Origin of the sequence: Brucella sp. BE17, assembly GCF_039545455.1 — a bacterium.
Taxonomy (GTDB): Bacteria; Pseudomonadota; Alphaproteobacteria; order Rhizobiales; family Rhizobiaceae; genus Brucella.
In genome coordinates, this window is record NZ_CP154467.1 from 408,828 (window position 1) to 428,951 (window position 20,124).

The following is a 20,124-nucleotide window of genomic DNA, read 5'->3' on the forward strand; positions in this document are numbered from 1 at the left end:
AGTGCAGATAACGGACAAATCTCTTTTGCCTGTAACTGGTGGACTTGATCCAAAAATGTCGGGGTAAATAAGCTATGGCGGAGAGGATGGGATTCGAACCCACGAGACCCTTTTGAGGTCTACTCCCTTAGCAGGGGAGCGCCTTCGACCACTCGGCCACCTCTCCGGTATCGCGAAATAGCCGGTACGCTCGGGCATTTCAAGCTATTTACGCAGTTATAAGCAAAATTCCTGCGGATTACGGTTCCGGTATATATAAATGTAGGGCGATAAGCGGGTTTCCCGACTTCAGTGCGCTGCATCGTCATGTGAACGGAGCACACTCTTCCGACCTCGAGCCGGTACACAGAATCGATATTGTCCGATTAAGAGCCAATGGTAAGATTCGATCTTCAAATAGGCCTATTTCCTAAAAATATATGCGGTTTCAATCGTTAATATCCATTAACCTTCATTGATCCATGTTAACAAAGTCCAGAAAACAACGGGCAAAGCAGGCCAATTCGTGTCTTTTCTGCAACAATCTCTCCGGATAGAGCGTCGTCAGGAGAGGATGACTGCATTCCTTGTTGAATCGAGAGCCGGGGCGAGTATCTTCACATCCAGAAGAAGGAGCGCTTAGGGGCGACTTTTTCAGCAGGGGATGGGGACAGGTTGTCCTTCAGCCAAATCAGAATGCCCAGACCCATTTTTAACTTTGACTGGAGGTCAGAAATGAACATCAAGAGCCTTCTCCTTGGCTCCGCTGCAGCCATGGTTGCAGCTTCCGGCGCTCAGGCAGCCGACGCAATCGTCGCACCAGAGCCCGAAGCCGTTGAATACGTTCGCGTTTGCGATGCATACGGCGCCGGCTACTTCTACATTCCCGGAACCGAAACCTGCCTGCGCATCCACGGCTATGTCCGTTACGATGTAAAAGGTGGCGACAATGTCTACACCGGTGTTGACCGTGAAGGCTGGGATAAGTCCGGCCGTTTCGCTCTGCGCGTCTCCACCGGTTCGGAAACCGAACTTGGTACTTTGAAGACCTTCACCGAACTGCGCTTCAACTACGCTTCGAATAACTCGCGTATTGATGACGTATATGGTAACAACAGCGATGGCGTTAACATGCGTTTCGCTTACATCGAACTGGGCGGCCTCAAGGTCGGTATCGATGAGTCGGAATTCCATAGCTTCACCGGTTACCTTGGCGATGTCATCAACGATGACGTGGTCTCCGCTGGTACCTACCGCACCGGCAAGATTTCCTACACCTTCACCGGCGGTAACGGCTTTTCGGCTGTGATTGCTCTCGAACAGGGTGGCGACAACGACGGCGGCTTCAACGGTCTGGGCGATTATGCAATCGACGGTTATGTGCCTCACGTAGTTGGCGGCCTGAAGTATGCAGGCGGCTGGGGTTCGATCGCCGGTGTCGTTGCTTACGACTCGGTCATCGAAGAATGGTCTGCCAAGGTTCGCGGCGACGTCAACATCACCGATCGTTTCTCGGTTTGGTTGCAGGGTGCGTACGCTTCGGAAGAATCTCCTGACCAGAACTACGGTCAGTGGGGCGGCGATTGGGCTGTCTGGGGTGGTCTGAAGTTCAAGGCAACCGACAAGGCTGTCTTCAACCTGCAGGCTGCGCATGACGATTGGTCCAAGACTGCCGTTACCGCAAACGTTGCTTACGAACTGGTTCCTGGCTTCACCATTACGCCAGAAGTCTCCTACACCAAGTTCGGTGGCGAGTGGAAAAACTACGCATCTGAGGATGATTCCTTCGGTGGCGCGATCCGCTTCCAGCGCTCGTTCTAATCCATATAGGATTGGTTACAGGAAACCCGGCAGCATCGCTGCCGGGTTTTTTCTATGCTGATTTGGCCGAAAGGCTTGCATTTGGTGGGGTGTCGGTCTTTCTACACGGCAAGAATGATACCGCGTTGCGGGCAGGTGCATTTGCTGTGAAGAAAGGTAGCGCGAAATGAAAAGCTGGTTCTGGCCCGGTCTCACCTTGACGGCGGCGATGACTTCGCTGGCTCTCTGGTTCGGGGTCGAGCAGCTTGAAGCGGATATCGCCCGCAGAACATCATTTACGCTGGCTCCCTTTGCCTGGGCAGGGTTCGATATTGAAGGCCGTGATGTTACGCTGAAGGGAGTAGCCCCCGATCCGGCTACACAAAAAGCTGCAGAATCGGCCTTGCAAAATGTCCCGCAAATCCATCAAATCACAGATCTGACATCGGTTCTGCCGTCGGCTTCTCCTTATCTTTTTCAGATTACGCGCAATGAGGATGGGCTGGTACTCTCAGGTTTTATTCCTGAAAATGCTTTGCGAGACAAAATTATGGAAGCAGCTGAAGAGATTGTTCTGGGCTCTTCGCTCGACGATCAAATGGCGATCGCGCGGGGAAGCTGGCCGCAATTTGCCGATTCAGCGCTGTTTGCTCTTGATGTGATCAAGGCAATGAAGGAAGGCGAGATAAGTCTTTCAGACGGTGCGTTGTCTGTCACAGGCATCGCGACGAGCGCCGATACCTTTAGTCAGATGACCGATTTATTGACCAAGCCGCTCCCTTTCGGACTGAAATTGCAGGAATCGAATATCGCGCAACCTTGACCGACCGGGTGTGAATATATTTTTCTGTTTGGAATTGCCGGTACGGCTATTTCATAACCTGCTTTGGCATTATGAATAGACATCATCGCAGCGTGGCCGGAAACAGGGATCGAATTCCATGCTATATCTTGCGCAAACATTTTGGCCGGTCCTTTTGTTGGCACTCATGCTTGGCATAGGGGTGGGATGGATGACGGGCAACAGATAAAATGGGGCACGCGTGATCTGGAGTAGAGGAAAACCGACATGCCGTCGTTGATTATCCAACTGGCTATACTCATCGCGGTGGCTTTTGTGATTGGTTGCATTCTGGGCCGGGTGTTGCGGCGCAGAAGCAAGCATATAAGCGATGCGGAACAAACCATTGTGGCGGCAGCGCTTGCGTTGCCTGTAGAAGGCGGGACGCCCGAAGCCACGCTACCTGTCAGCGGAAAAGAAAAGGCAAAGCTTTCAGATGAGGTGGACACGCTGGAGAAACCGGTGGTGCCAGATGCCGAGGTTGTTGGTGGCGAGCTGCCTGCCAAGGATCGCGCGGCGGGCGAGTTCCTGGCACCTGAACCTGTAGATGAGCACCGACCGCCCCATTTGGAAGTGCCGCGGCGGGGAAAGCCTGATGATCTGACAGTGATTACCGGGATCGGTAAGGCGGTTGAAGGCATGCTGAACGAGATCGGCATTTTTCATTATGCGCAGATTGCCGACTGGTCCAGTGACAATTCGGGCTGGGTCGAACGCCATATCGGGTTTCCGCGTCGGATTGCCCGTGAAAACTGGATAGGACAGGCGACGAAGCTGGTTGGAGCTTCTAAAAAATCCGGTGCTGCGCGCAAGCCGCGTGCGAAAAAATCGCCAGCGAAGCCACGGGCAAAATCTGTGAAAACCGCACAATCCTGATTGATAGTTTTTTGTGGGGCTTTATCGCCGACCGTAAACGAGATCGGTTGCAATATCGGCGCGGCCAGTCAGCCGCGCTTTATAAACCTCATAATTTTCCATTACACGCTGCACATAATTGCGCGTTTCCGAATAGGGAATGCGTTCAATCCAGTCCACGACCTCATCAATGGATTTGCCGCGCGGATCGCCATATTTCTCAACCCATTGCGATGCACGCCGTGGTCCCGCATTATATCCCGCAAAGGTCAGCACATAAGAGCCGTTGAAACGGTCGAGCTGTTCGCCAAGGAAATGCGCGCCCAGTGTCGCATTGTAACCGGCGTCGGTGGTAAGCTTTGGTGCAGAAAAGCGTATGCCATTTCGGGTTGCGACACTTTTTGCAGTTTCGGGCATGAGCTGCAACAGCCCGCGTGCGCCTGCTTTTGAGACCGCGCCGACATTGAATTCGCTTTCCTGCCGCGCGATGGCATAGGCCAGCGCCTTGCCGGATCCGCTGATATTGGCATTGGCCGGAATAGCGCCGAGCGGGTGCGAGAGTGCGCCAACATCAAGCCCGCGAAACGCCGCGAGTTTACCGACACGCAGTGCCAGATAATGGTTTTCGTTGCGCTCGGCCATGACGGCAAGCAAAGTCAGCTCGCCAACGCTGCTGATTTCCTGCGCAAGCTGGGCATAAAGCGGTGCCGCTTTGGGGCCATATCCGATCTGCTCCAGCCGCTTGATAGCCTGCACCGGCACGCGGGCAGAAAAGCGCGTACGTTCATGCGCACTCGGCTTGGGATAGATCAGTTCGGGTGCTTTTTCGTTCAGTCTGGCTGCGGAAAGCTGACCATAAAATGTCGTTCCGAAATGGGCGGAACGACGATAGTAATCGTGGGCATTGCTACTGCTTCCCGCTTCTGCAGCGCGGCCGAGCCAGTAATAGGCACGCGAGGCGGAAATTGGGCGCGAGGAAATAGCCGCAATCTTTTCAAAATGCGGTGCTGCAAGTTTGGGCTGTTTCAAATAGCGCAACGCATACCAACCGGCATGAAATTCCGCTTCGGCAGCATGGGCGGGCGATTCGGCTGCGTGGGCTGCGGCAAGCTTATAGGCAAGCTCTGGCTTTCCCAGATCGAGCAATTCGCGCGACAGGATGCGCCGTTCGTCCCACCATGCATCGGGATCGACAAGGAATGCGGCTTGTTGCGGGGCTTTCAACAGTAGATCGGTTGCTTCATCGATGCGATCCGCGCGGCGCAGATATCGGATCTTTAGAAATAGATAGGCCGGGTTGATCTGCCAACTTCTATCCACTGCCAGAATAGCCTTTTCGGCATTCGGTGTTTTCTGGCTGACGGCAGCAAAGGCGTTGTAAAGCGATTGCGCCTGTGCTGGACCTGCCAGTAATTTGGCAGACTGCAGGCGGTTATTGTAGATGGCATGGAGAAACCGTCGTTGATGATCCTCGCGAGTGAGGATCGCATTGAATTCCTTCAATATTTTCTGTTCATCATCAGATGACAAGCGTTGTTTGGCCCACCACGGCGCGATGAGCTTGTGAGCCTTGGCGGTTTCCCCTTGCGCGACATAGGCGCGGGCGAGCACGATCATACCTTCGGTAGTTAGCGGGTGCTTGTTACCGAAACCGGCAAGAACGGTTGCGGCCGACGGATTTTCCTTGAGTAAGGCTTTTTCATTTGCGCGTTGAAGGGCTGCCATGCCGGGCCAGCCGGGCAATTCGGTAGAAGCGCGTGCAATTTCAGCCGAAGTCACCCCGCTTTGACCGGATGTAACGATGGCCCATGTCAGGATCTGCCGGTCTACTGCACCGCGCGGCAAACCATTGCGATAAGCGAGTGCATTGGCGATGTCGCCCACATAAAGCGCATCGAGGCCAGGTTTGAGCACGCCGCCAAGTGCGGCAGGATTTTCAACGCGGCTGAAGGAGGACGTGATGAGAGGATCGGGTGTTGCAGGCCGTGGCGTCGGCGTGACCAGATTGATCGGTGAGTTTGCGGCCGGATCAGGCGCAAAAGGCCGTGCAAGCGGCACCGGCGCATCAGCAGGGAGAGACGACTGGGCCAATGAAAAGGTAGGCTGCAAGGCAAGCGCAAACAGGCTGATGCCAAGCAGCGCCTTATGACTGGTCATGATCAATGCAGCGTCTCTTTTCATGCGCATCCTGAAGTATAATCTGTCCAAAGAAGCTTGTGTTGGCGCTAATATGCTTTTGAAATCCGGCTTTTGTTAGCCTGTAATTCATGTCTGTCCTTCAGCTTTTTATCATAACCGCCAGACATGAAATTGTGGTTAACAATTACTTTCTAAAAGCATTGGAAATGGGATATTGATCGCCGCGATCGGGTCTTTTAAGAAAGCATTCGGCAAAGCTGGAATTTTTGTCACAATACCCTGTTTTCGACTCGCAATGTGCTTGCTCCATTTCGGAGGCAGGATTATTGTGCAGCCGCCTTACCCACCAACCGCCAAGAAAACCAAATGGGTGCGATTGCGTGGGCTGTCTGTATTTTCGGGAGTTAACGATGCTGAAGGGCTCAATTACCGCGCTTGTCACGCCATTCGATCATGAAGGGGCGTTTGATGAGAAAGCTTTTCGTGCATTTGTTGAATGGCAGATAGCGGAAGGCAGCAATGGTCTGGTGCCGGTGGGTACTACTGGCGAAACGCCGACACTTTCGCACGACGAGCATAAGCGTGTCGTGGAAGTGTGTGTGGAAGTGGCCGCCGGTCGCGTACCTGTGATTGCCGGTGCAGGATCCAACAATACGGTCGAATCAATTGAGCTGGCGCAGCATGCAGAACAGGCCGGTGCCGATGCGGTGCTTGTTGTCACGCCGTACTATAACAAGCCAAACCAGCGCGGGCTCTATGAGCATTTTTCGCGGGTCGCGCGCTCGATTTCCATTCCATTGGTTATTTATAATATTCCGGGGCGTTCGATTATCGATATGACGCCTGAAACCATGGGTAATCTGGTTCGCGACCACAAAAATATCATCGCGGTCAAGGATGCGACCGGCAAGATCGAGCGTGTTTCCGATCAGCGTATTACCTGCGGCAAGGATTTCATCCAATTGTCCGGTGAAGACGCAACAGCATTGGGCTTTAATGCGCATGGCGGGGTAGGGTGCATTTCGGTGACGTCCAATATCGCGCCGCGCCTGTGTTCTGAGTTCCAGAAAGCCTGCCTGTCTGGTGATTATGCAAAGGCGCTGGAATTGCAGGATCGTTTGATGCCACTGCACAAGGCACTGTTTATCGAACCCAACCCATCGGGTCCGAAATATGCCCTGTCGCGTCTGGGGCGTGTTGAAAACGTTCTGCGCTCACCGATGGTGTCGATTGAGGCGTCAACCGCTGAACAGATCGATCAGGCCATGAAGCATGCGGGTTTGGTAAACTAACCAGCTCATTCTGGCAGGAATTTACGCTTCCGTGCTTGCGGGAGCGTTTTCATTTTGTGTTGCGCATATTATATAGGCCATTATGAACAAGCCAAAGAATTCTCCCGTGCGCAAGATGATCGCGGAAAACCGCAAGGCGCGATTCAATTACGAGATTTTGGATACACTCGAGGCCGGTCTGGTTCTCAGTGGAACCGAGGTCAAGTCGCTGCGCGCCAACCAGTCGAATATTGCCGAAAGCTATGCCAGCTTCGAGAACGGTGAGTTCTGGCTTATCAATTCCTATATTCCCGAATATACGCAAGGCAATCGTTTCAATCATGAACCGCGTCGCCTGCGCAAGCTGTTGGTCAGCCGCCGCGAAATGGCGCGTTTGTTTCAATCGACGACGCGCGATGGCATGACGGTGGTGCCGCTAAAACTCTATTTCAACGATCGCGGCCGTGCCAAGCTCGAACTGGCGGTTGCGCGCGGCAAGAAGAACCACGACAAGCGTGAAACCGAAAAGCAGCGTGACTGGGGTCGCGAGAAAGCCCGCCTGCTGCGCGATCGGGGATAAATTTTAAGTTAAAATATAAGAGTTAGAGCGCCTTCAGGCGCTCTTTTCATTAAGATAAGCGCGAGCGCTTCTGAAAATATCGCGAAACATCGGGTCGGTCAGTCGGCCCGTATTGGTGTTGTAGCGCGAGCAATGATAGCTCGAAAAAATCCGCAAGCGGCCAATATCGGTCTCATGGCCATGGCCGAAAGGATGGTGCGCAACAGGTTCGCGCAAAGCGCGCACAGTCGATTGATGCGCGATGGTGCCCAACGTGACCACGGCACGCAGGTTTTTGAAATGGGTCAGCAGTGGGCTGAAAAACTGGCGGCAATTGTTGATCTCGGCACCGACCGGCTTGTTCTCCGGTGGCACACAGCGAACTGCATTGACGATGGCCGCATCGAGAAGATGCAGGCTGTCATCGGGCCGCGCCTCGAATTTGCCAGCGGCAAAACCGAATTCGCATAAAGTGCTGTAAAGAAGCTCGCCGGCATAATCGCCGGTAAAAGGGCGCCCCGTGCGGTTGGCACCGCGAAGACCGGGTGCGAGGCCCACGATCAGCAGGCGAACATCATTATCATGGGCGGGGAGAAAAGGGCGGACAGGCGCATTGTGCCATTCAGGCTCCTTGCGCCGCCATTCCTGTATAAAATCATGTAGGCGCGGACAGATCGCGCAATCGGGAGAGGGTTCCAAAATCATGCCTCTCCATGAACCGCATCAATGGTGACGTCAATAGTCGTCGTCGTTGTCGTCGTCCTGTCTGCGAACCGGGCGTTCGGACGGATCGCGACCGATTTCGTTCTTCAGCGATACGAGATCGATGAAATGATCGGCCTGACGGCGCAGTTCATCGGAAATCATTGCGGGCTGAGTAGTCAGGGTCGAAACGACGGATACTTTGCGGCCACGGCGTTGCAAGGCTTCGGCCAAAGAACGGAAATCACCGTCTCCAGAGAAAATAACGAAGTGATCGACGGTATCGGTCAGTTGCATGGCATCGACGGTCAGTTCGATATCCATATTACCCTTCACCTTACGGCGACCGGTGGAATCAGTGAATTCCTTGGCAGCCTTGGTGACGACCTTGTAACCATTATAATCGAGCCAGTCGATCAGAGGGCGGATGGAGGAATATTCCTGATCTTCGACGAGCGCGGTGTAATAATAAGCACGCAACAGATAGCCACGCTTCTGAAAAGCTTTCAGAAGCTTGCGGTAATCGATATCAAACCCTAAGGTTTTGGAGGCTGCGTATAAATTGGCACCATCAATAAAAAGTGCAATCTTTTCGCGGGAATCGAACATCGGGTAATATATCCACTTACAGTCGACGGAATTTCGTTGCCGGCCGCGTATTCATGTCTGTTGGGCAGCGAGCTATTTTTTCTACCCCTGCTTGTCGTGTTTCTAAGGACATATTATAGAAAAACAAGCAACTATAGGTTGTTATTTTGTATTGCTAAATTATTAATAGTGGAAATTAAGGCCCGAAACGGATCGCGTTTATTGTCGTTTTTATCGTCAGGGGAGAATAAACGATATTATATGCGGAATATCGCTAAAAAATTGGGGCATCGTGGCGTGTTTCGCTATTCTTGCACTGTAAATCCGCTTTGGCTTGTAATTTTGCCCGACAAGCGTTATGTGCTGAAAAAATCCATTAAAGTTCGAAAATGAAAGGGACCGTGTATGGCCCGCGTCACCGTTGAGGACTGTGTAGACAAGGTAGAGAACCGCTTTGAGCTGGTTCTTCTGGCCGGTCATCGTGCCCGTCAGATTTCCCAGGGTGCTGGGATTACCGTAGACCGCGACAATGACAAGAACCCGGTTGTTGCCTTGCGCGAGATCGCCGACGAGACGCTTTCGCCGGACGATCTGAAGGAAGACTTGATTCATTCGCTGCAAAAGCACGTCGAAGTTGACGAGCCGGAACCGACTGCGCCTGCACAGATTACCTCTGCTTCAGACGAATTTTCGGGTGCCGTTGCCGAGGCTGGTGAAGACGATGTCGTCACTTTTGACAGCATGTCGGAAGAGGAACTGCTGGCCGGTATCGAAGGTTTGGTTGCGCCGGAAAAGAACGACGATTTCTGATCATCGTCCGGTTTTCATGCTTTAATATACGCGCTACGGTTCTAGAAGCTGTGGCGCGTATTTTTGTGTGTGCGCTCTCGGTGGTAAAAGTGTTTGAAGGAGTTTTCGTCGATGATGCGCCAGTATGAGCTTGTGGAGCGTGTGCAGCGATACAAGCCGGATGTGAACGAGGCGCTTCTCAACAAGGCATATGTCTATGCCATGCAAAAACATGGCAGTCAGAAACGTGCCTCGGGCGATCCATATTTTTCGCATCCTCTGGAGGTTGCGGCCATCCTCACCGATATGCATTTCGATGAGGCGACGATTGCCATAGCCCTTTTGCACGATACGATTGAAGACACGACGGCCACACGGCAGGAAATCGACCATTTATTCGGCCCGGAAATCGGCAAGCTTGTTGAAGGACTAACCAAGCTCAAGAAACTCGACCTTGTTTCCAAGAAGGCAGTGCAGGCGGAAAATCTGCGCAAGCTGCTGCTCGCCATTTCTGAAGATGTCCGTGTGCTGCTGGTAAAACTCGCGGACCGTCTGCACAATATGCGCACGCTCGGTGTCATGCGTGAGGACAAGCGCCTGCGCATTGCCGAGGAAACCATGGACATCTATGCGCCGCTGGCCGGTCGCATGGGTATGCAGGATATGCGCGAAGAGCTGGAAGAGCTGGCCTTTCGCTATATCAACCCCGATGCTTGGCGTGCCGTCACAGACCGTCTGGCCGAAATTCTCGAAAAAAACCGCGGTCTTTTGCAGAAGATCGAAAAAGATCTTTCGGAAATTTTTGAGAAGAACGGTATCAAAGCTAACGTCAAGAGCCGTCAGAAAAAGCCGTGGTCGGTGTTTCGCAAGATGGAAACCAAGGGCCTTTCGTTCGAGCAATTGTCGGATATCTTTGGCTTCCGCGTGCTGGTGGATTCGGTGCAGGACTGCTATCGCGCGCTGGGGCTGATCCACACGACATGGTCGATGGTGCCGGATCGTTTCAAGGACTATATTTCCACGCCCAAGCAGAATGATTATCGCTCGCTGCACACGACCATTATCGGTCCCTCGCGCCAGCGCATCGAATTGCAGATCCGCACACGCGCAATGGATGAAATCGCCGAGTTCGGTGTGGCTGCGCATTCCGTCTATAAGGATCGCGGCAGCGACAACAATCCGCACAAGATCTCGACCGAAACCAATGCCTATGCCTGGCTGCGTCAGACTATCGAGCAGCTTTCGGAAGGCGATAACCCTGAAGAGTTTCTCGAACATACAAAGCTCGAATTGTTTCAGGATCAGGTGTTCTGCTTTACACCGAAGGGGCGGCTTATTGCGCTGCCACGCGGCGCGACGCCGATTGATTTTGCCTACGCGGTGCACACCGATATTGGCGATAGCTGCGTTGGCGCCAAGGTCAACGGACGCATCATGCCGCTGATGACCGAGCTTAAAAACGGCGATGAGGTCGATATTATCCGCTCCAAGGCTCAGGTGCCGCCTGCGGCATGGGAATCGCTGGTTGCAACGGGTAAGGCACGCGCAGCTATCCGCCGCGCCACCCGCTCTGCGGTGCGCAAGCAATATGGCGGTCTTGGCATCCGTATTCTCGAACGCGCCTTTGAGCGGGCCGGAAAGGCGTTTAGCAAGGATATTCTAAAGCCCAATCTGCCGCGTTTGGCACGTAAGGATGTCGAGGATGTTCTGGCGGCGGTCGGGCGCGGTGAATTGCCGTCCACGGATGTGCTCAAAGCCGTCTATCCCGATTATCAGGATACGCGCGTCACCACACAGAACAGTCCCGCAAAGACCGGCGAAAAAGGCTGGTTCAACATCCAGAATGCCGCTGGCATGATCTTCAAGGTGCCCGAAGGCAAGACGGACGACAGCGAAGCCGGGCTCAAAACCAAGGCGGAGACGAAACCCGGAAAGCGTGCTCTTCCGATCCGCGGTACCAATTCCGACCTGCCGGTGCGCTTTGCGCCTGAAGGTGCAGTGCCGGGCGACCGTATCGTCGGCATATTGCAGCCGGGCGCGGGCATGACGATCTATCCGATCCAGTCGCCGGCCTTGACCGCTTATGACGATCAGCCTGAGCGCTGGATCGATGTGCGCTGGGATATTGACGAGGGCATGCATGAGCGCTTTCCAGCGCGCGTGAGCGTGTCGGCGATTAATTCTCCGGGGTCGCTTGCCGAAATTGCCCAGATCATCGCTGGCAACGACGCCAATATTCATAATTTGTCTATGGTGCGCACGGCCCCCGATTTTACCGAAATGATCGTGGATGTGGAGGTATGGGACCTGAAACATCTCACCCGCATCATTTCGCAACTCAAAGAAAGCGCCAGCGTCAGTGATGCAAAGCGCGTGAATGGATAGGACGACGATGAAGACTGAAGACGTGCTCGCCGTCTTCCGCGAAGCGGGAGCGATACTGGAAGGCCATTTTATTCTGACTTCGGGCCTCAGAAGCCCGACTTTCCTGCAAAAGGCGCGCGTTTTCATGCATGCCGACAAGACGGAAAAACTGTGCAAGGCATTGGCAGAAAAAATCAAGGCCGCCGATCTCGGACCAATCGACTATGTGGTGGGACCGGCGATTGGCGGGCTTATTCCGTCTTACGAGACGTCGCGACACTTGGGCGTACCATCGGTCTGGGTCGAGCGTGAGAATGGCACCTTCCGTCTGCGCCGCTTCGATGTGGCAAAGGGTGCGCGCGTGGTGATCGTGGAAGATATCGTTTCCACGGGCCTGTCGATCCGCGAAACCATTGACTGCATGAAGGAACTCGGCATCGAGGTCGTGGCAGCGGCCTGTATTGTGGATCGTTCGGCAGGCAAGGCGGATGTGGGAACACGGCTGATCTCACTTGCCGAATATGAAGTGCCTGCCTATCCGGCAGACGATCTGCCACCTGAACTTGCGGCAATCCCTGCCATCAAACCGGGTAGCCGTAATATTTAGAGCATAAGCCCTATTGGCGCTCTAAAACAATTTCTCCGCGATACCTGCGGCGAAATTGCTGTTTGCCGAATGCAAATTTGGCCCCTAATTAGGGGCTGAGGGAACTGAACCAGTATCCAATCTCTTGCCGTAGGATTTCATTGTGGCAGTTGCACCACTCATCTTCGACACAAAACCGTCTTTCCGCACTTCGTGCAGCGTCTGTGCAGATTGCGGCACGCGCAGCATGGCCGTTTGTGCAGCACTCGGCGATGAAGATATTGCAGCTCTCGAAGCCATCATGAGTTCGCGCAAACTTCATGCCAATGAGATGCTTGTTGAAGAGGGCGAGCCTAAAAAGCGTGTCTTTAGCCTCACCTCCGGCATGTTGCGCATTTACACATCCTTGCCGGATGGACGTCGCCAGATCGCAGGTTTTCTGCTGCCGGGCGATTTTATCGGCCTTGCCGATGACGATACTTATTCGCAGACGGCAGAGGCTGTCGTTCCCTCTGTGCTTTGTGCTTTTTCGGCCAGGGAAATGGAAGGGTTGATGGATCGCTTCCCCAAGCTCAATGAAAGGCTTTATCAGATGACGCGCGCGGCTTTGCGTGCGGCGCGCGATAACCAGCTTGTGCTTGGTCGTCTTGCCCCCGTGGAAAAGCTGGCAAGTTTTCTGCTGGTGCTTTCATCGCGTATTGCCAAACATGGCGGGCAGCCCAATCCCGTTCATCTCGCTATGAACCGCACCGATATTGCAGATTATCTGGGCCTGACCATTGAAACGGTCAGCCGCAGCTTCACCAAGCTGAAAGCGCAGGGACTGATCCATCTTGTCGATGCCAATACGGTCGAAATTATTTCGCGCCGCTCGCTCATTGCCGTGGCGGGTCTAGACCCCGAACATCTTTAGAGCGCGGGTCACGTCCTTTCGGACGCTACACAAGGCCACTCTAACTTATTTTATCTACGCATCGTGCTTTCCAAAAATCGTAACCTGTTTTTGGAAAGCACGATGGTGTAGCAATTCATAATCTTTGTTCTTTCTGACTTGGCAGTGATTTTGTTTGATCTAAATCAATGCCGGTCTTTGTGTTGCCCTGTATCTCTCACGCATGGATTGATACGGTCGCACTGGATGTTCCAGGGTGCGCGTCACGCAAGGTGGGGACGCTATGGAAGAAGATGTAATGAGACGTTACGCTGCTTACGCCGTGCCGCGTTACACATCTTTTCCCACGGCTGCTGACTTTGTGCCTATGGAGGCCGAAACGACAGCGCGCTGGCTGCGCCAGATCGGCTCAGACGAAGGGGTGTCGCTCTATATCCATGTGCCTTACTGCAAGCAGATTTGCCATTATTGCGGCTGCCATTCCAAGCTTGCCGTGCGCGATAACGTTGTCGACAGTTTTCACCGCTCGCTTCTCAATGAGATTGCAACCGTCGGGCAGGTGCTGACCACGCATCCCAAGCTCACGCATCTGCACTGGGGCGGCGGCACACCATCCATCCTCAATTCGGAACAGTTTCTCGAAATACGTGACGCGCTGGGCGCGGTCTTCCAGTTCCCGGATACGATGGAACATGCCATTGAACTTGACCCGCGCACGGTGACACCGGAGCTGGTCAAGACACTCGCTGTCATTGGCGTCAACCGCGCCAGCCTTGGCGTGCAAGACATCAATGAGGATGTGCAGAAAGCCATTGGCCGTATTCAGCCGATTGAAACCGTGGCAGAATCTGCCAATCTTCTGCGCGCTGAAGGCATTGATCGTCTCAATTTCGATTTGATCTATGGTTTGCCGTTGCAGACGGTCGACAGTCTGCGTCGCACGTGTGAAATGGTGTCTCAGCTCACGCCGAGCCGCGTTGCCTGTTTCGGCTACGCGCATCTGCCGGAGCGCCGCGCCAACCAGCGTCTGATAGACGAAAGTCTGCTGCCCGATTCAGAGGAACGTTTTGCACAATCGCGTGTCGTCGCCGATTGTTTTACGGCATTGGGTTATGAGGCCATCGGCATCGACCATTATGCCTTGCCTGATGATCCGATGGCTATCGCCGCCCATGACGGAACGCTGAACCGCAATTTCCAGGGCTATACCACCGATCGCAGCCAGATATTGATCGGTCTGGGGCCATCCTCGATCTCGCAATATCCGGGCGGTTACGCACAGAACATCGCGGATGTGACGCGCTATCGCAAATGCGTAGATGCTGGCCAGATTGCAACGGTACGCGGCTATAGCATCCGCGACAGCGACCGGTTGCGTTCAGCGATCATCAATGCACTGATGTGCAAGTTTGAAGTCGATCTCGATAAGGTCGCGCCGGGTGTGGAATTCGCTGATGAACTGGCATTGCTGCGCCCATTGGTGGCCGATGGGTTGGTTGAGGTGAAAGGAAGTGTCATCCGCTCGACTGAAGTGGGCAAGCCGCTGATCCGGCTTGTGGCTGCGGCTTTTGACGAATTTCGCAGAGATACGGTGCATAGTTTCAGTTTTGCCGTGTGATATTGCGTAAGAACAAAGACGAAAGGCGGGGTTGCTTGATACGAGCGATCACAATCGTCTAAAAAGTTCGGAATGGGATGTAACGCTTGTTCCGTGCTTGCCGCTGTACCGGGCCGTCAATGGTCAGTGGCAATATGGGAGTGCTGCCGTTGGGGGACGTGCGGCACTCCCTTTTTATTTATTCAGGCCACTTTTCTGATGCTCTTTCCCAGTCTGGGCAGAAAGATCGTCAAAAGGCCAAGGAACGGCAGATAAGAGCAAACCGTATAGACGAATTCGATGCTCTTATAGTCTGCGACAATGCCGAGGGCTGCGGCAGCGATGCCACCCATGCCGAAGGCAAAGCCGAAAAACAGGCCCGACACCATGCCGACACGTCCTGGCATCAGTTCCTGTGCAAAGACGATGATCGCCGGAAAGGCGGAAGCTAGAATGAAGCCGATGATCACAGTCAGCACCGCCGTCACTTCAAGGCTTGCGTAAGGCAGTGCGAGCGTGAACGGCAAGACGCCTAGAATAGACACCCAGATCACTGTGCGTGTGCCGATGCGGTCGCCGATGGGGCCACCGAAAATCGTGCCAGCAGCAACCGCGCCCAGAAACACGAACAGCAGCACCTGCGATGTCTGTACCGACACGCCGAAATGGCTCATCGTATAAAAGGTATAGTAGCTCGTGATACTCGACAGATAGATATATTTGGTGAAAATCAGCAAAGCGAGAATAACCACCGTCATGATCACCTTGTTTTTCGGCAGCGGCAGGGTCTTGTCCATGCGCGGACGGTTGGCGTTGGCAATGCGGTAGCGATTATACCAGTTGCCGACGAACCACAGCAGGATCATGCCGATAAGGGCTACGACCGAAAACCACGATATGCTGATCTGACCGAAAGGCAGCACAATGTAGGCTGCAAGCAGCGGTCCGATAGATGAGCCGAAATTGCCACCGACCTGAAACAGTGATTGTGCAAAACCATGTTTGCCGCCCGATGCGAGTCTCGCTACGCGCGATGCTTCAGGGTGAAACACCGATGAACCAAATCCGACGCAGGCAGCGCCCAGAACCAGCATCGGATAATGATGTGCGGTCGCAAGCAGCAACAGACCAATCAGCGTGCAGCCCATGCCGAAAGTCAGGGAATAGGGCAGGGGTTTTTTGTCGGTATAGATGCCGACAAGCGGTTGCAGGATCGATGCCGTCATCTGGAAGGCGAAAGTCAGAAAACCGATCTGCCAAAAGGACAGGCTGTAGTTGTCTTTCAGGATAGGATAGATGGCAGGAAGCAGCGACTGCATCATGTCATTGAGAAAATGGCCGAGACTCGTGGCCAGTATGATGCTGAGAACCGTATTGTCAGTGCCGCTGTTTGACGGCCGTTGCGCCGTACTCATGCTCATTATGCTGTCTCCCCGTCGGGTATGGCCGTCATTTTCGAGTTCAGTTGGCATTCATATGATTATTGCCTGAAGCCCGCTTTCGTGATTTGGTCCATTTCTTTCGCAAGTGGGCCATTGATATTGGTAGAAAGGAATGAGAGCAATGAGATTGCCGCCGCCACCGCGTCATTCCATGCCGGACGATGAAACGCTGCAACGCTTTCATGAAGAGCGTATTGCCAGAATCGAAGCGATGGATGATCCGCTGATCGCCTTGCCGACAGAATACCCGGACGGCTTTAGCGTGCCGCGTCATAGTCATTCCCGTGCCCAGCTTCTGTGTACTTCACACGGCGTGGTGCTGGTGACGACTGACGTAGGGCGCTGGATGATCCCCAGTGATCACGCCATATGGATACCGGCAGGTGTAGAGCACGCGGTTGAAATATCGGGTGACGTCTTCATGCGCTCGATTTATATCAGTCCCGACGTCGTTTCCCGTGTGCCGAACCATCTGCATGTGATGGGGTTGACCGATCTCATGCGCTGCCTGATTGCCGATGCTACCAAGGCCGTCCGCAAGCCCGAACCGGGCAGTCGTGACGCGCTGGTCATCGAACTGATTTTGAAAGATCTGCATCGGCTACCGCAAAGACCGCTTGGCCTGCCTTTTCCTCTCGATCCCCGCTTGCAAATACTCTGTCGAGCATTCGTGAAAAACCCGTCTTCCCGCGCAACCATCGATGAATGGGCAGATCGCTTGGCGATGAGCAGACGTTCGTTTACGCGCCATTTCCAGCGTGAAACCGGCGTCAGCCTTTCTATCTGGCGCCAGCAGGCTTGTCTCTTCGCAGCCGTACCGCGGTTGAGCGAGGGTGAGTCTGTAACCAGCGTGGCGCTTGATCTGGGCTATGACAGTGTTTCGGCTTTTACGACAATGTTTCGCCGCATGCTGGGCGTATCGCCAAGGCATTATCAGCCGACACGGGAGGTGCTCGGTTCAGCCTGACGCATCACAATATTAGCAATTGTTTCTCTATGCGGAGCACAGTATTAAGAGCCCATGTTGTTTCAACGCCGAAATCCTCCGACCAGAAGCGAGCGCCTGCGGCTTCTTTTATGGCCACGCCGGTCGTTTTCCCGCTCGCTTAAATATGGCGGCAAGCGGATCGTGCGCATCAGTGCCTCGCCGCATGCGGTTGCTGCGGGGCTTGCGATTGGAATTTTCTCGGCTTTCACACCGTTTTTTGGCTTTCATCTGATCATCGCGATCGTGCTCGCCTATTTTCTCGCCGGCAATATTGCTGCTGCAGCCATTGGCACGACGATTGCCAATCCGCTGACGCTTCCGCTTATCTGGGGCAGTACTTTCGAACTTGGCCGCATCATTATAAATGGCGGCGCGGATAAGGCACCGCCCGTGCATCTGGCCCGCGCCCTTGAAACCATGCGCTTTGAGGAAATCTGGACGCCCGTGCTCAAGCCTATGCTGTTCGGGTCGATGGTCCTGGGTGCTGCTTTTGCGGTTCTGGTTTATTTTGCCACGCGCTTTGCCGTTTCTGCCTTTCGCCGTCGCCGGTTGCAACGGCTTGCCGAAAAGTACCGGAAACATCGGGAGCAGGAGCTTTTGCGCGCATGATTATCGGCATTGGCAGCGACCTCATCGATATCCGCAGGATTGAAAAAACACTGGAGCGACACGGCGACCGGTTTCGCACCCGCGTTTTTACTGAAATCGAACAGCGTAAGTCGGAAGGGCGCAAGCAGCGCGCCGCCTCTTATGCAAAGCGCTTCGCGGCAAAGGAAGCCTGCGCCAAGGCGCTGGGCACCGGCCTTGCGCAGGGTGTTTTCTGGCGTGACATGGGCGTGGTCAATGCGCCCTCGGGCAAACCGACGATGCATCTGACTGATGGTGCTGCTAGGCAATTGCAAAAGCTGTTGCCGCCCGGCATGCGTGCTGCCATACATCTGACAATTACCGATGATTTTCCTCTCGCTCAGGCTTTTGTGATCATCGAAGCCTTGCCGGAGTAAGGTTCAGGGTGAAAGTAACAGGTTCCTGCAGGCATTGTTGGGATTGAGATTGCAAAACAACTGCTGATAAAGATGCAGGAAAAGCACGCGCGGATTGCCCCACGCAGTCTTAGCAGTTATTAGATCGCGTTATCGCAAGCGGAGAAACAATGAGCGTGTCCAGCAAGAGTGAAACCAAAAAGTCCGGTGGTCTGGGCGAAACCGTCAGTGTTATCGTGCAGGCTCTGCTGTTGGCGCTGGTCATTCGCACCGTGTTGTTCCAGCCGTTCAGCATCCCGTCCGGTTCGATGCGTCCCACACTTCTGGAAGGCGATTATCTCTTCGTTTCCAAATATGCTTACGGTTTTTCGCGTTATTCTCTGCCTTTCGGTCCCAATCTATTTTCGGGCCGTATCTGGAGCGCAGAACCCAAGCGCGGTGATGTCGTCGTCTTCAAACTGCCAAGCGATACGTCCATTGATTATATCAAGCGCGTGATCGGCATGCCCGGAGACCGTGTGCAGATGCGCGGTGGTGTGCTTTATATCAATGACGAAGCGGTCAAGCGCGAGCGCATGGGCACAATCGACAACCCGGACGTGACGGAGCAAAATCGCCCAGTCGAGGTCTATCGTGAAACCTTGCCGAATGGCGTGACCTATGACACGCTTGATCTCGGCCCCAATTCCATTGGTGACGATACCCGGGTCTTTGAAGTGCCTGAGGGCCATTATTTCATGATGGGCGATAATCGCGACAATTCGCTCGACAGCCGCTTCGGTGTTGGTTACGTGCCGTTCGAAAATCTGGTCGGACGCGCCAATATCATATTCTTCTCCATTGCCGACAAGGCCAGCCCGCTCGAAATCTGGAAATGGAACGAAGTGCGTGTCGGCCGTCTGTTCGATGCTGTGAACGGCGCGCCGCATACCGACGTCACCGGGAACTGAGATGGTTTCCGTAAAACACGCAGCCGGGATTCTCGAAGAGTATACCGGCCATCATTTTCTTGATCTCAAAAGGCTCGAGCGGGCACTGACCCATTCCAGCGTTCAGACGCCGGCTGGCGAGAACTACGAACGGCTGGAATTTCTGGGCGACCGTGTGTTGGGATTGAGCGTTGCCGAAATGCTGTTCGATGCCTTTCCTGATGCTTCCGAAGGCGAATTGTCGGTGCGTCTTAACGCATTGGTCAATGCCGAAACCTGCGCAGAAATTGCCGATCAGATGGAACTTGCGCGCTTTATTCATACCGGCTCCGATATCAAGTCACTGAACGACAAGCGGCTTTTGAATGTGCGCGCCGATGTGGTGGAAGCGCTGATCGCCACGATCTATCTCGACGGTGGTCTTGAGGCCGTGCGTCCTTTCGTCAAGCGTTACTGGCAGAAGCGTTCGCTTGAAACAGGGGCGGGACGGCGAGACGCCAAGACGGAATTACAGGAATGGGCGCATCAGCAGCGCAATGCGCATCCTGTATACAGCATTCTTGAGCGCACCGGCCCGGACCACGATCCATCCTTTACCGTTGAAGTGGTGGTTCAGGGCTTTGCGCCGGAAAAAGGCGAGGGGCGTTCCAAGCGGATTGCCGAACAAGGTGCTGCGGAAGCCATGCTTTATCGCGAAGGCATATGGAAGCGCGACGATTACGCATGATGTAATAATCCGCGTTTTTTTGATGGGTTTTGAGTTATATTCGATAAAAGCGGGAAATCCGCTAAACCGTCTGGCGTAGGGGGACGTCTTGCG

At 54.0% G+C, this 20,124-nt stretch carries 19 protein-coding genes and 1 tRNA gene; 15 read left to right on the forward strand and 5 right to left on the reverse strand.

Features of this window, described 5'->3' with window-relative positions:
• Window positions 1–75 precede the first annotated feature (75 nt).
• A tRNA-Ser gene (locus AAIB41_RS01955) sits at window positions 76–166 on the reverse strand.
• A gap of 548 nt (window positions 167–714) precedes the next feature.
• On the opposite strand from AAIB41_RS01955, the gene AAIB41_RS01960 reads away from it, so the two are divergent.
• The 3 genes from AAIB41_RS01960 (at window position 715) to AAIB41_RS01970 (ending at window position 3,496) form a co-directional block, all read left to right on the forward strand.
• Complete coding sequence (locus tag AAIB41_RS01960; RefSeq protein ID WP_343313940.1) at window positions 715–1,800, forward strand: porin; 1,086 nt, start codon at window positions 715–717, stop codon at window positions 1,798–1,800.
• Window positions 1,801–1,966: 166 nt separating this feature from the next.
• Window positions 1,967–2,602 (forward strand): BON domain-containing protein, encoded by a 636-nt coding sequence (locus tag AAIB41_RS01965; protein WP_343313941.1) that lies wholly within the window; start codon window positions 1,967–1,969, stop codon window positions 2,600–2,602.
• Between the two features lie 246 nt (window positions 2,603–2,848).
• Window positions 2,849–3,496: a 50S ribosomal protein L21 gene (locus tag AAIB41_RS01970; protein WP_343313942.1), complete on the forward strand. Its 648-nt coding sequence runs from the start codon at window positions 2,849–2,851 to the stop codon at window positions 3,494–3,496.
• A gap of 21 nt (window positions 3,497–3,517) precedes the next feature.
• Here the strand turns inward: AAIB41_RS01970 and AAIB41_RS01975 are convergent, their stop codons facing one another.
• Complete coding sequence (locus AAIB41_RS01975) at window positions 3,518–5,632, reverse strand: lytic transglycosylase domain-containing protein (protein ID WP_343314779.1); 2,115 nt, start codon at window positions 5,630–5,632, stop codon at window positions 3,518–3,520.
• A gap of 392 nt (window positions 5,633–6,024) precedes the next feature.
• Between AAIB41_RS01975 and dapA the strand changes: the two genes are divergently transcribed.
• Both dapA and smpB read left to right on the forward strand, forming a co-directional pair.
• Window positions 6,025–6,906: a 4-hydroxy-tetrahydrodipicolinate synthase gene (dapA, locus tag AAIB41_RS01980; RefSeq protein ID WP_343313943.1), complete on the forward strand. Its 882-nt coding sequence runs from the start codon at window positions 6,025–6,027 to the stop codon at window positions 6,904–6,906.
• Between the two features lie 82 nt (window positions 6,907–6,988).
• Window positions 6,989–7,465, forward strand: a complete 477-nt coding sequence (gene smpB, locus AAIB41_RS01985; RefSeq protein ID WP_343313944.1) for an SsrA-binding protein SmpB — start codon at window positions 6,989–6,991, stop codon at window positions 7,463–7,465.
• A gap of 33 nt (window positions 7,466–7,498) precedes the next feature.
• Here smpB and AAIB41_RS01990 read toward each other — a convergent pair whose 3' ends face one another.
• Together AAIB41_RS01990 and AAIB41_RS01995 are read right to left on the reverse strand one after the other, a co-directional pair.
• Window positions 7,499–8,149, reverse strand: a complete 651-nt coding sequence (locus AAIB41_RS01990) for a uracil-DNA glycosylase (protein WP_343313945.1) — start codon at window positions 8,147–8,149, stop codon at window positions 7,499–7,501.
• Window positions 8,150–8,179: 30 nt separating this feature from the next.
• A complete protein-coding gene (locus AAIB41_RS01995) occupies window positions 8,180–8,755 on the reverse strand; it encodes an NYN domain-containing protein (protein ID WP_343313946.1) in 576 nt (191 codons plus the stop codon).
• 384 nt (window positions 8,756–9,139) lie between these two features.
• Here AAIB41_RS01995 and rpoZ point away from each other — a divergent pair, with 384 nt between their 5' ends.
• From rpoZ to hemN, 5 genes are all read left to right on the forward strand, one after another.
• On the forward strand, window positions 9,140–9,544 hold the full coding sequence (gene rpoZ, locus AAIB41_RS02000; RefSeq protein ID WP_343313947.1) for a DNA-directed RNA polymerase subunit omega: 405 nt from the start codon (window positions 9,140–9,142) through the stop codon (window positions 9,542–9,544).
• A 111-nt stretch (window positions 9,545–9,655) separates the two neighbouring features.
• The gene (locus AAIB41_RS02005) at window positions 9,656–11,908 is read left to right on the forward strand and encodes a bifunctional (p)ppGpp synthetase/guanosine-3',5'-bis(diphosphate) 3'-pyrophosphohydrolase (RefSeq protein WP_343313948.1); all 2,253 of its coding nucleotides are present in this window, start codon (window positions 9,656–9,658) and stop codon (window positions 11,906–11,908) included.
• Window positions 11,909–11,915: 7 nt separating this feature from the next.
• Window positions 11,916–12,494, forward strand: coding sequence for an orotate phosphoribosyltransferase (gene pyrE / locus AAIB41_RS02010; RefSeq protein ID WP_343313949.1), 579 nt, complete (start codon window positions 11,916–11,918; stop codon window positions 12,492–12,494).
• 226 nt (window positions 12,495–12,720) lie between these two features.
• Window positions 12,721–13,386: a cyclic nucleotide-binding domain-containing protein gene (locus AAIB41_RS02015; RefSeq protein ID WP_343314780.1), complete on the forward strand. Its 666-nt coding sequence runs from the start codon at window positions 12,721–12,723 to the stop codon at window positions 13,384–13,386.
• 262 nt (window positions 13,387–13,648) lie between these two features.
• A complete protein-coding gene (hemN, locus tag AAIB41_RS02020) occupies window positions 13,649–14,983 on the forward strand; it encodes an oxygen-independent coproporphyrinogen III oxidase (RefSeq protein ID WP_343314781.1) in 1,335 nt (444 codons plus the stop codon).
• Between the two features lie 182 nt (window positions 14,984–15,165).
• Here hemN and AAIB41_RS02025 read toward each other — a convergent pair whose 3' ends face one another.
• Complete coding sequence (locus AAIB41_RS02025; protein WP_343313950.1) at window positions 15,166–16,383, reverse strand: MFS transporter; 1,218 nt, start codon at window positions 16,381–16,383, stop codon at window positions 15,166–15,168.
• Between the two features lie 172 nt (window positions 16,384–16,555).
• Between AAIB41_RS02025 and AAIB41_RS02030 the strand changes: the two genes are divergently transcribed.
• From AAIB41_RS02030 to rnc, 5 genes are all read left to right on the forward strand, one after another.
• Window positions 16,556–17,371 carry a helix-turn-helix transcriptional regulator gene (locus AAIB41_RS02030; protein ID WP_343314782.1) on the forward strand — a complete coding sequence of 272 codons (816 nt, stop codon included), beginning with the start codon at window positions 16,556–16,558 and terminating at the stop codon, window positions 17,369–17,371.
• 54 nt (window positions 17,372–17,425) lie between these two features.
• Entirely contained in the window at window positions 17,426–18,001 is a 576-nt protein-coding gene (locus tag AAIB41_RS02035) for a DUF2062 domain-containing protein (protein ID WP_343313951.1), read from the forward strand.
• Entirely contained in the window at window positions 17,998–18,396 is a 399-nt protein-coding gene (acpS, locus tag AAIB41_RS02040; RefSeq protein ID WP_343313952.1) for a holo-ACP synthase, read from the forward strand. The genes AAIB41_RS02035 and acpS overlap by 4 nt, the downstream gene beginning before the upstream one ends.
• A 149-nt stretch (window positions 18,397–18,545) precedes the next feature.
• Complete coding sequence (gene lepB / locus AAIB41_RS02045; protein WP_343313953.1) at window positions 18,546–19,325, forward strand: signal peptidase I; 780 nt, start codon at window positions 18,546–18,548, stop codon at window positions 19,323–19,325.
• Between the two features lies 1 nt (window position 19,326).
• Window positions 19,327–20,031 carry a ribonuclease III gene (rnc, locus tag AAIB41_RS02050; protein ID WP_343313954.1) on the forward strand — a complete coding sequence of 235 codons (705 nt, stop codon included), beginning with the start codon at window positions 19,327–19,329 and terminating at the stop codon, window positions 20,029–20,031.
• Window positions 20,032–20,124: the final 93 nt, after the last annotated feature.

Bases quoted from the DNA above. Each gene is read 5' to 3' on its own strand.
- AAIB41_RS01960 (WP_343313940.1), top strand. From the start codon at position 715: ATGAACATCAAGAGCCTTCTCCTTGGCTCCGCTGCAGCCATGGTTGCA.
- AAIB41_RS01965 (WP_343313941.1), top strand. From the start codon at position 1,967: ATGAAAAGCTGGTTCTGGCCCGGTCTCACCTTGACGGCGGCGATGACT.
- AAIB41_RS01970 (WP_343313942.1), top strand. From the start codon at position 2,849: ATGCCGTCGTTGATTATCCAACTGGCTATACTCATCGCGGTGGCTTTT.
- AAIB41_RS01975 (WP_343314779.1), bottom strand. From the start codon at position 5,632: ATGACCAGTCATAAGGCGCTGCTTGGCATCAGCCTGTTTGCGCTTGCC.
- dapA (WP_343313943.1), top strand. From the start codon at position 6,025: ATGCTGAAGGGCTCAATTACCGCGCTTGTCACGCCATTCGATCATGAA.
- smpB (WP_343313944.1), top strand. From the start codon at position 6,989: ATGAACAAGCCAAAGAATTCTCCCGTGCGCAAGATGATCGCGGAAAAC.
- AAIB41_RS01990 (WP_343313945.1), bottom strand. From the start codon at position 8,149: ATGATTTTGGAACCCTCTCCCGATTGCGCGATCTGTCCGCGCCTACAT.
- AAIB41_RS01995 (WP_343313946.1), bottom strand. From the start codon at position 8,755: ATGTTCGATTCCCGCGAAAAGATTGCACTTTTTATTGATGGTGCCAAT.
- rpoZ (WP_343313947.1), top strand. From the start codon at position 9,140: ATGGCCCGCGTCACCGTTGAGGACTGTGTAGACAAGGTAGAGAACCGC.
- AAIB41_RS02005 (WP_343313948.1), top strand. From the start codon at position 9,656: ATGATGCGCCAGTATGAGCTTGTGGAGCGTGTGCAGCGATACAAGCCG.
- pyrE (WP_343313949.1), top strand. From the start codon at position 11,916: ATGAAGACTGAAGACGTGCTCGCCGTCTTCCGCGAAGCGGGAGCGATA.
- AAIB41_RS02015 (WP_343314780.1), top strand. From the start codon at position 12,721: ATGGCCGTTTGTGCAGCACTCGGCGATGAAGATATTGCAGCTCTCGAA.
- hemN (WP_343314781.1), top strand. From the start codon at position 13,649: ATGGAAGAAGATGTAATGAGACGTTACGCTGCTTACGCCGTGCCGCGT.
- AAIB41_RS02025 (WP_343313950.1), bottom strand. From the start codon at position 16,383: ATGAGCATGAGTACGGCGCAACGGCCGTCAAACAGCGGCACTGACAAT.
- AAIB41_RS02030 (WP_343314782.1), top strand. From the start codon at position 16,556: ATGCCGGACGATGAAACGCTGCAACGCTTTCATGAAGAGCGTATTGCC.
- AAIB41_RS02035 (WP_343313951.1), top strand. From the start codon at position 17,426: ATGTTGTTTCAACGCCGAAATCCTCCGACCAGAAGCGAGCGCCTGCGG.
- acpS (WP_343313952.1), top strand. From the start codon at position 17,998: ATGATTATCGGCATTGGCAGCGACCTCATCGATATCCGCAGGATTGAA.
- lepB (WP_343313953.1), top strand. From the start codon at position 18,546: ATGAGCGTGTCCAGCAAGAGTGAAACCAAAAAGTCCGGTGGTCTGGGC.
- rnc (WP_343313954.1), top strand. From the start codon at position 19,327: ATGGTTTCCGTAAAACACGCAGCCGGGATTCTCGAAGAGTATACCGGC.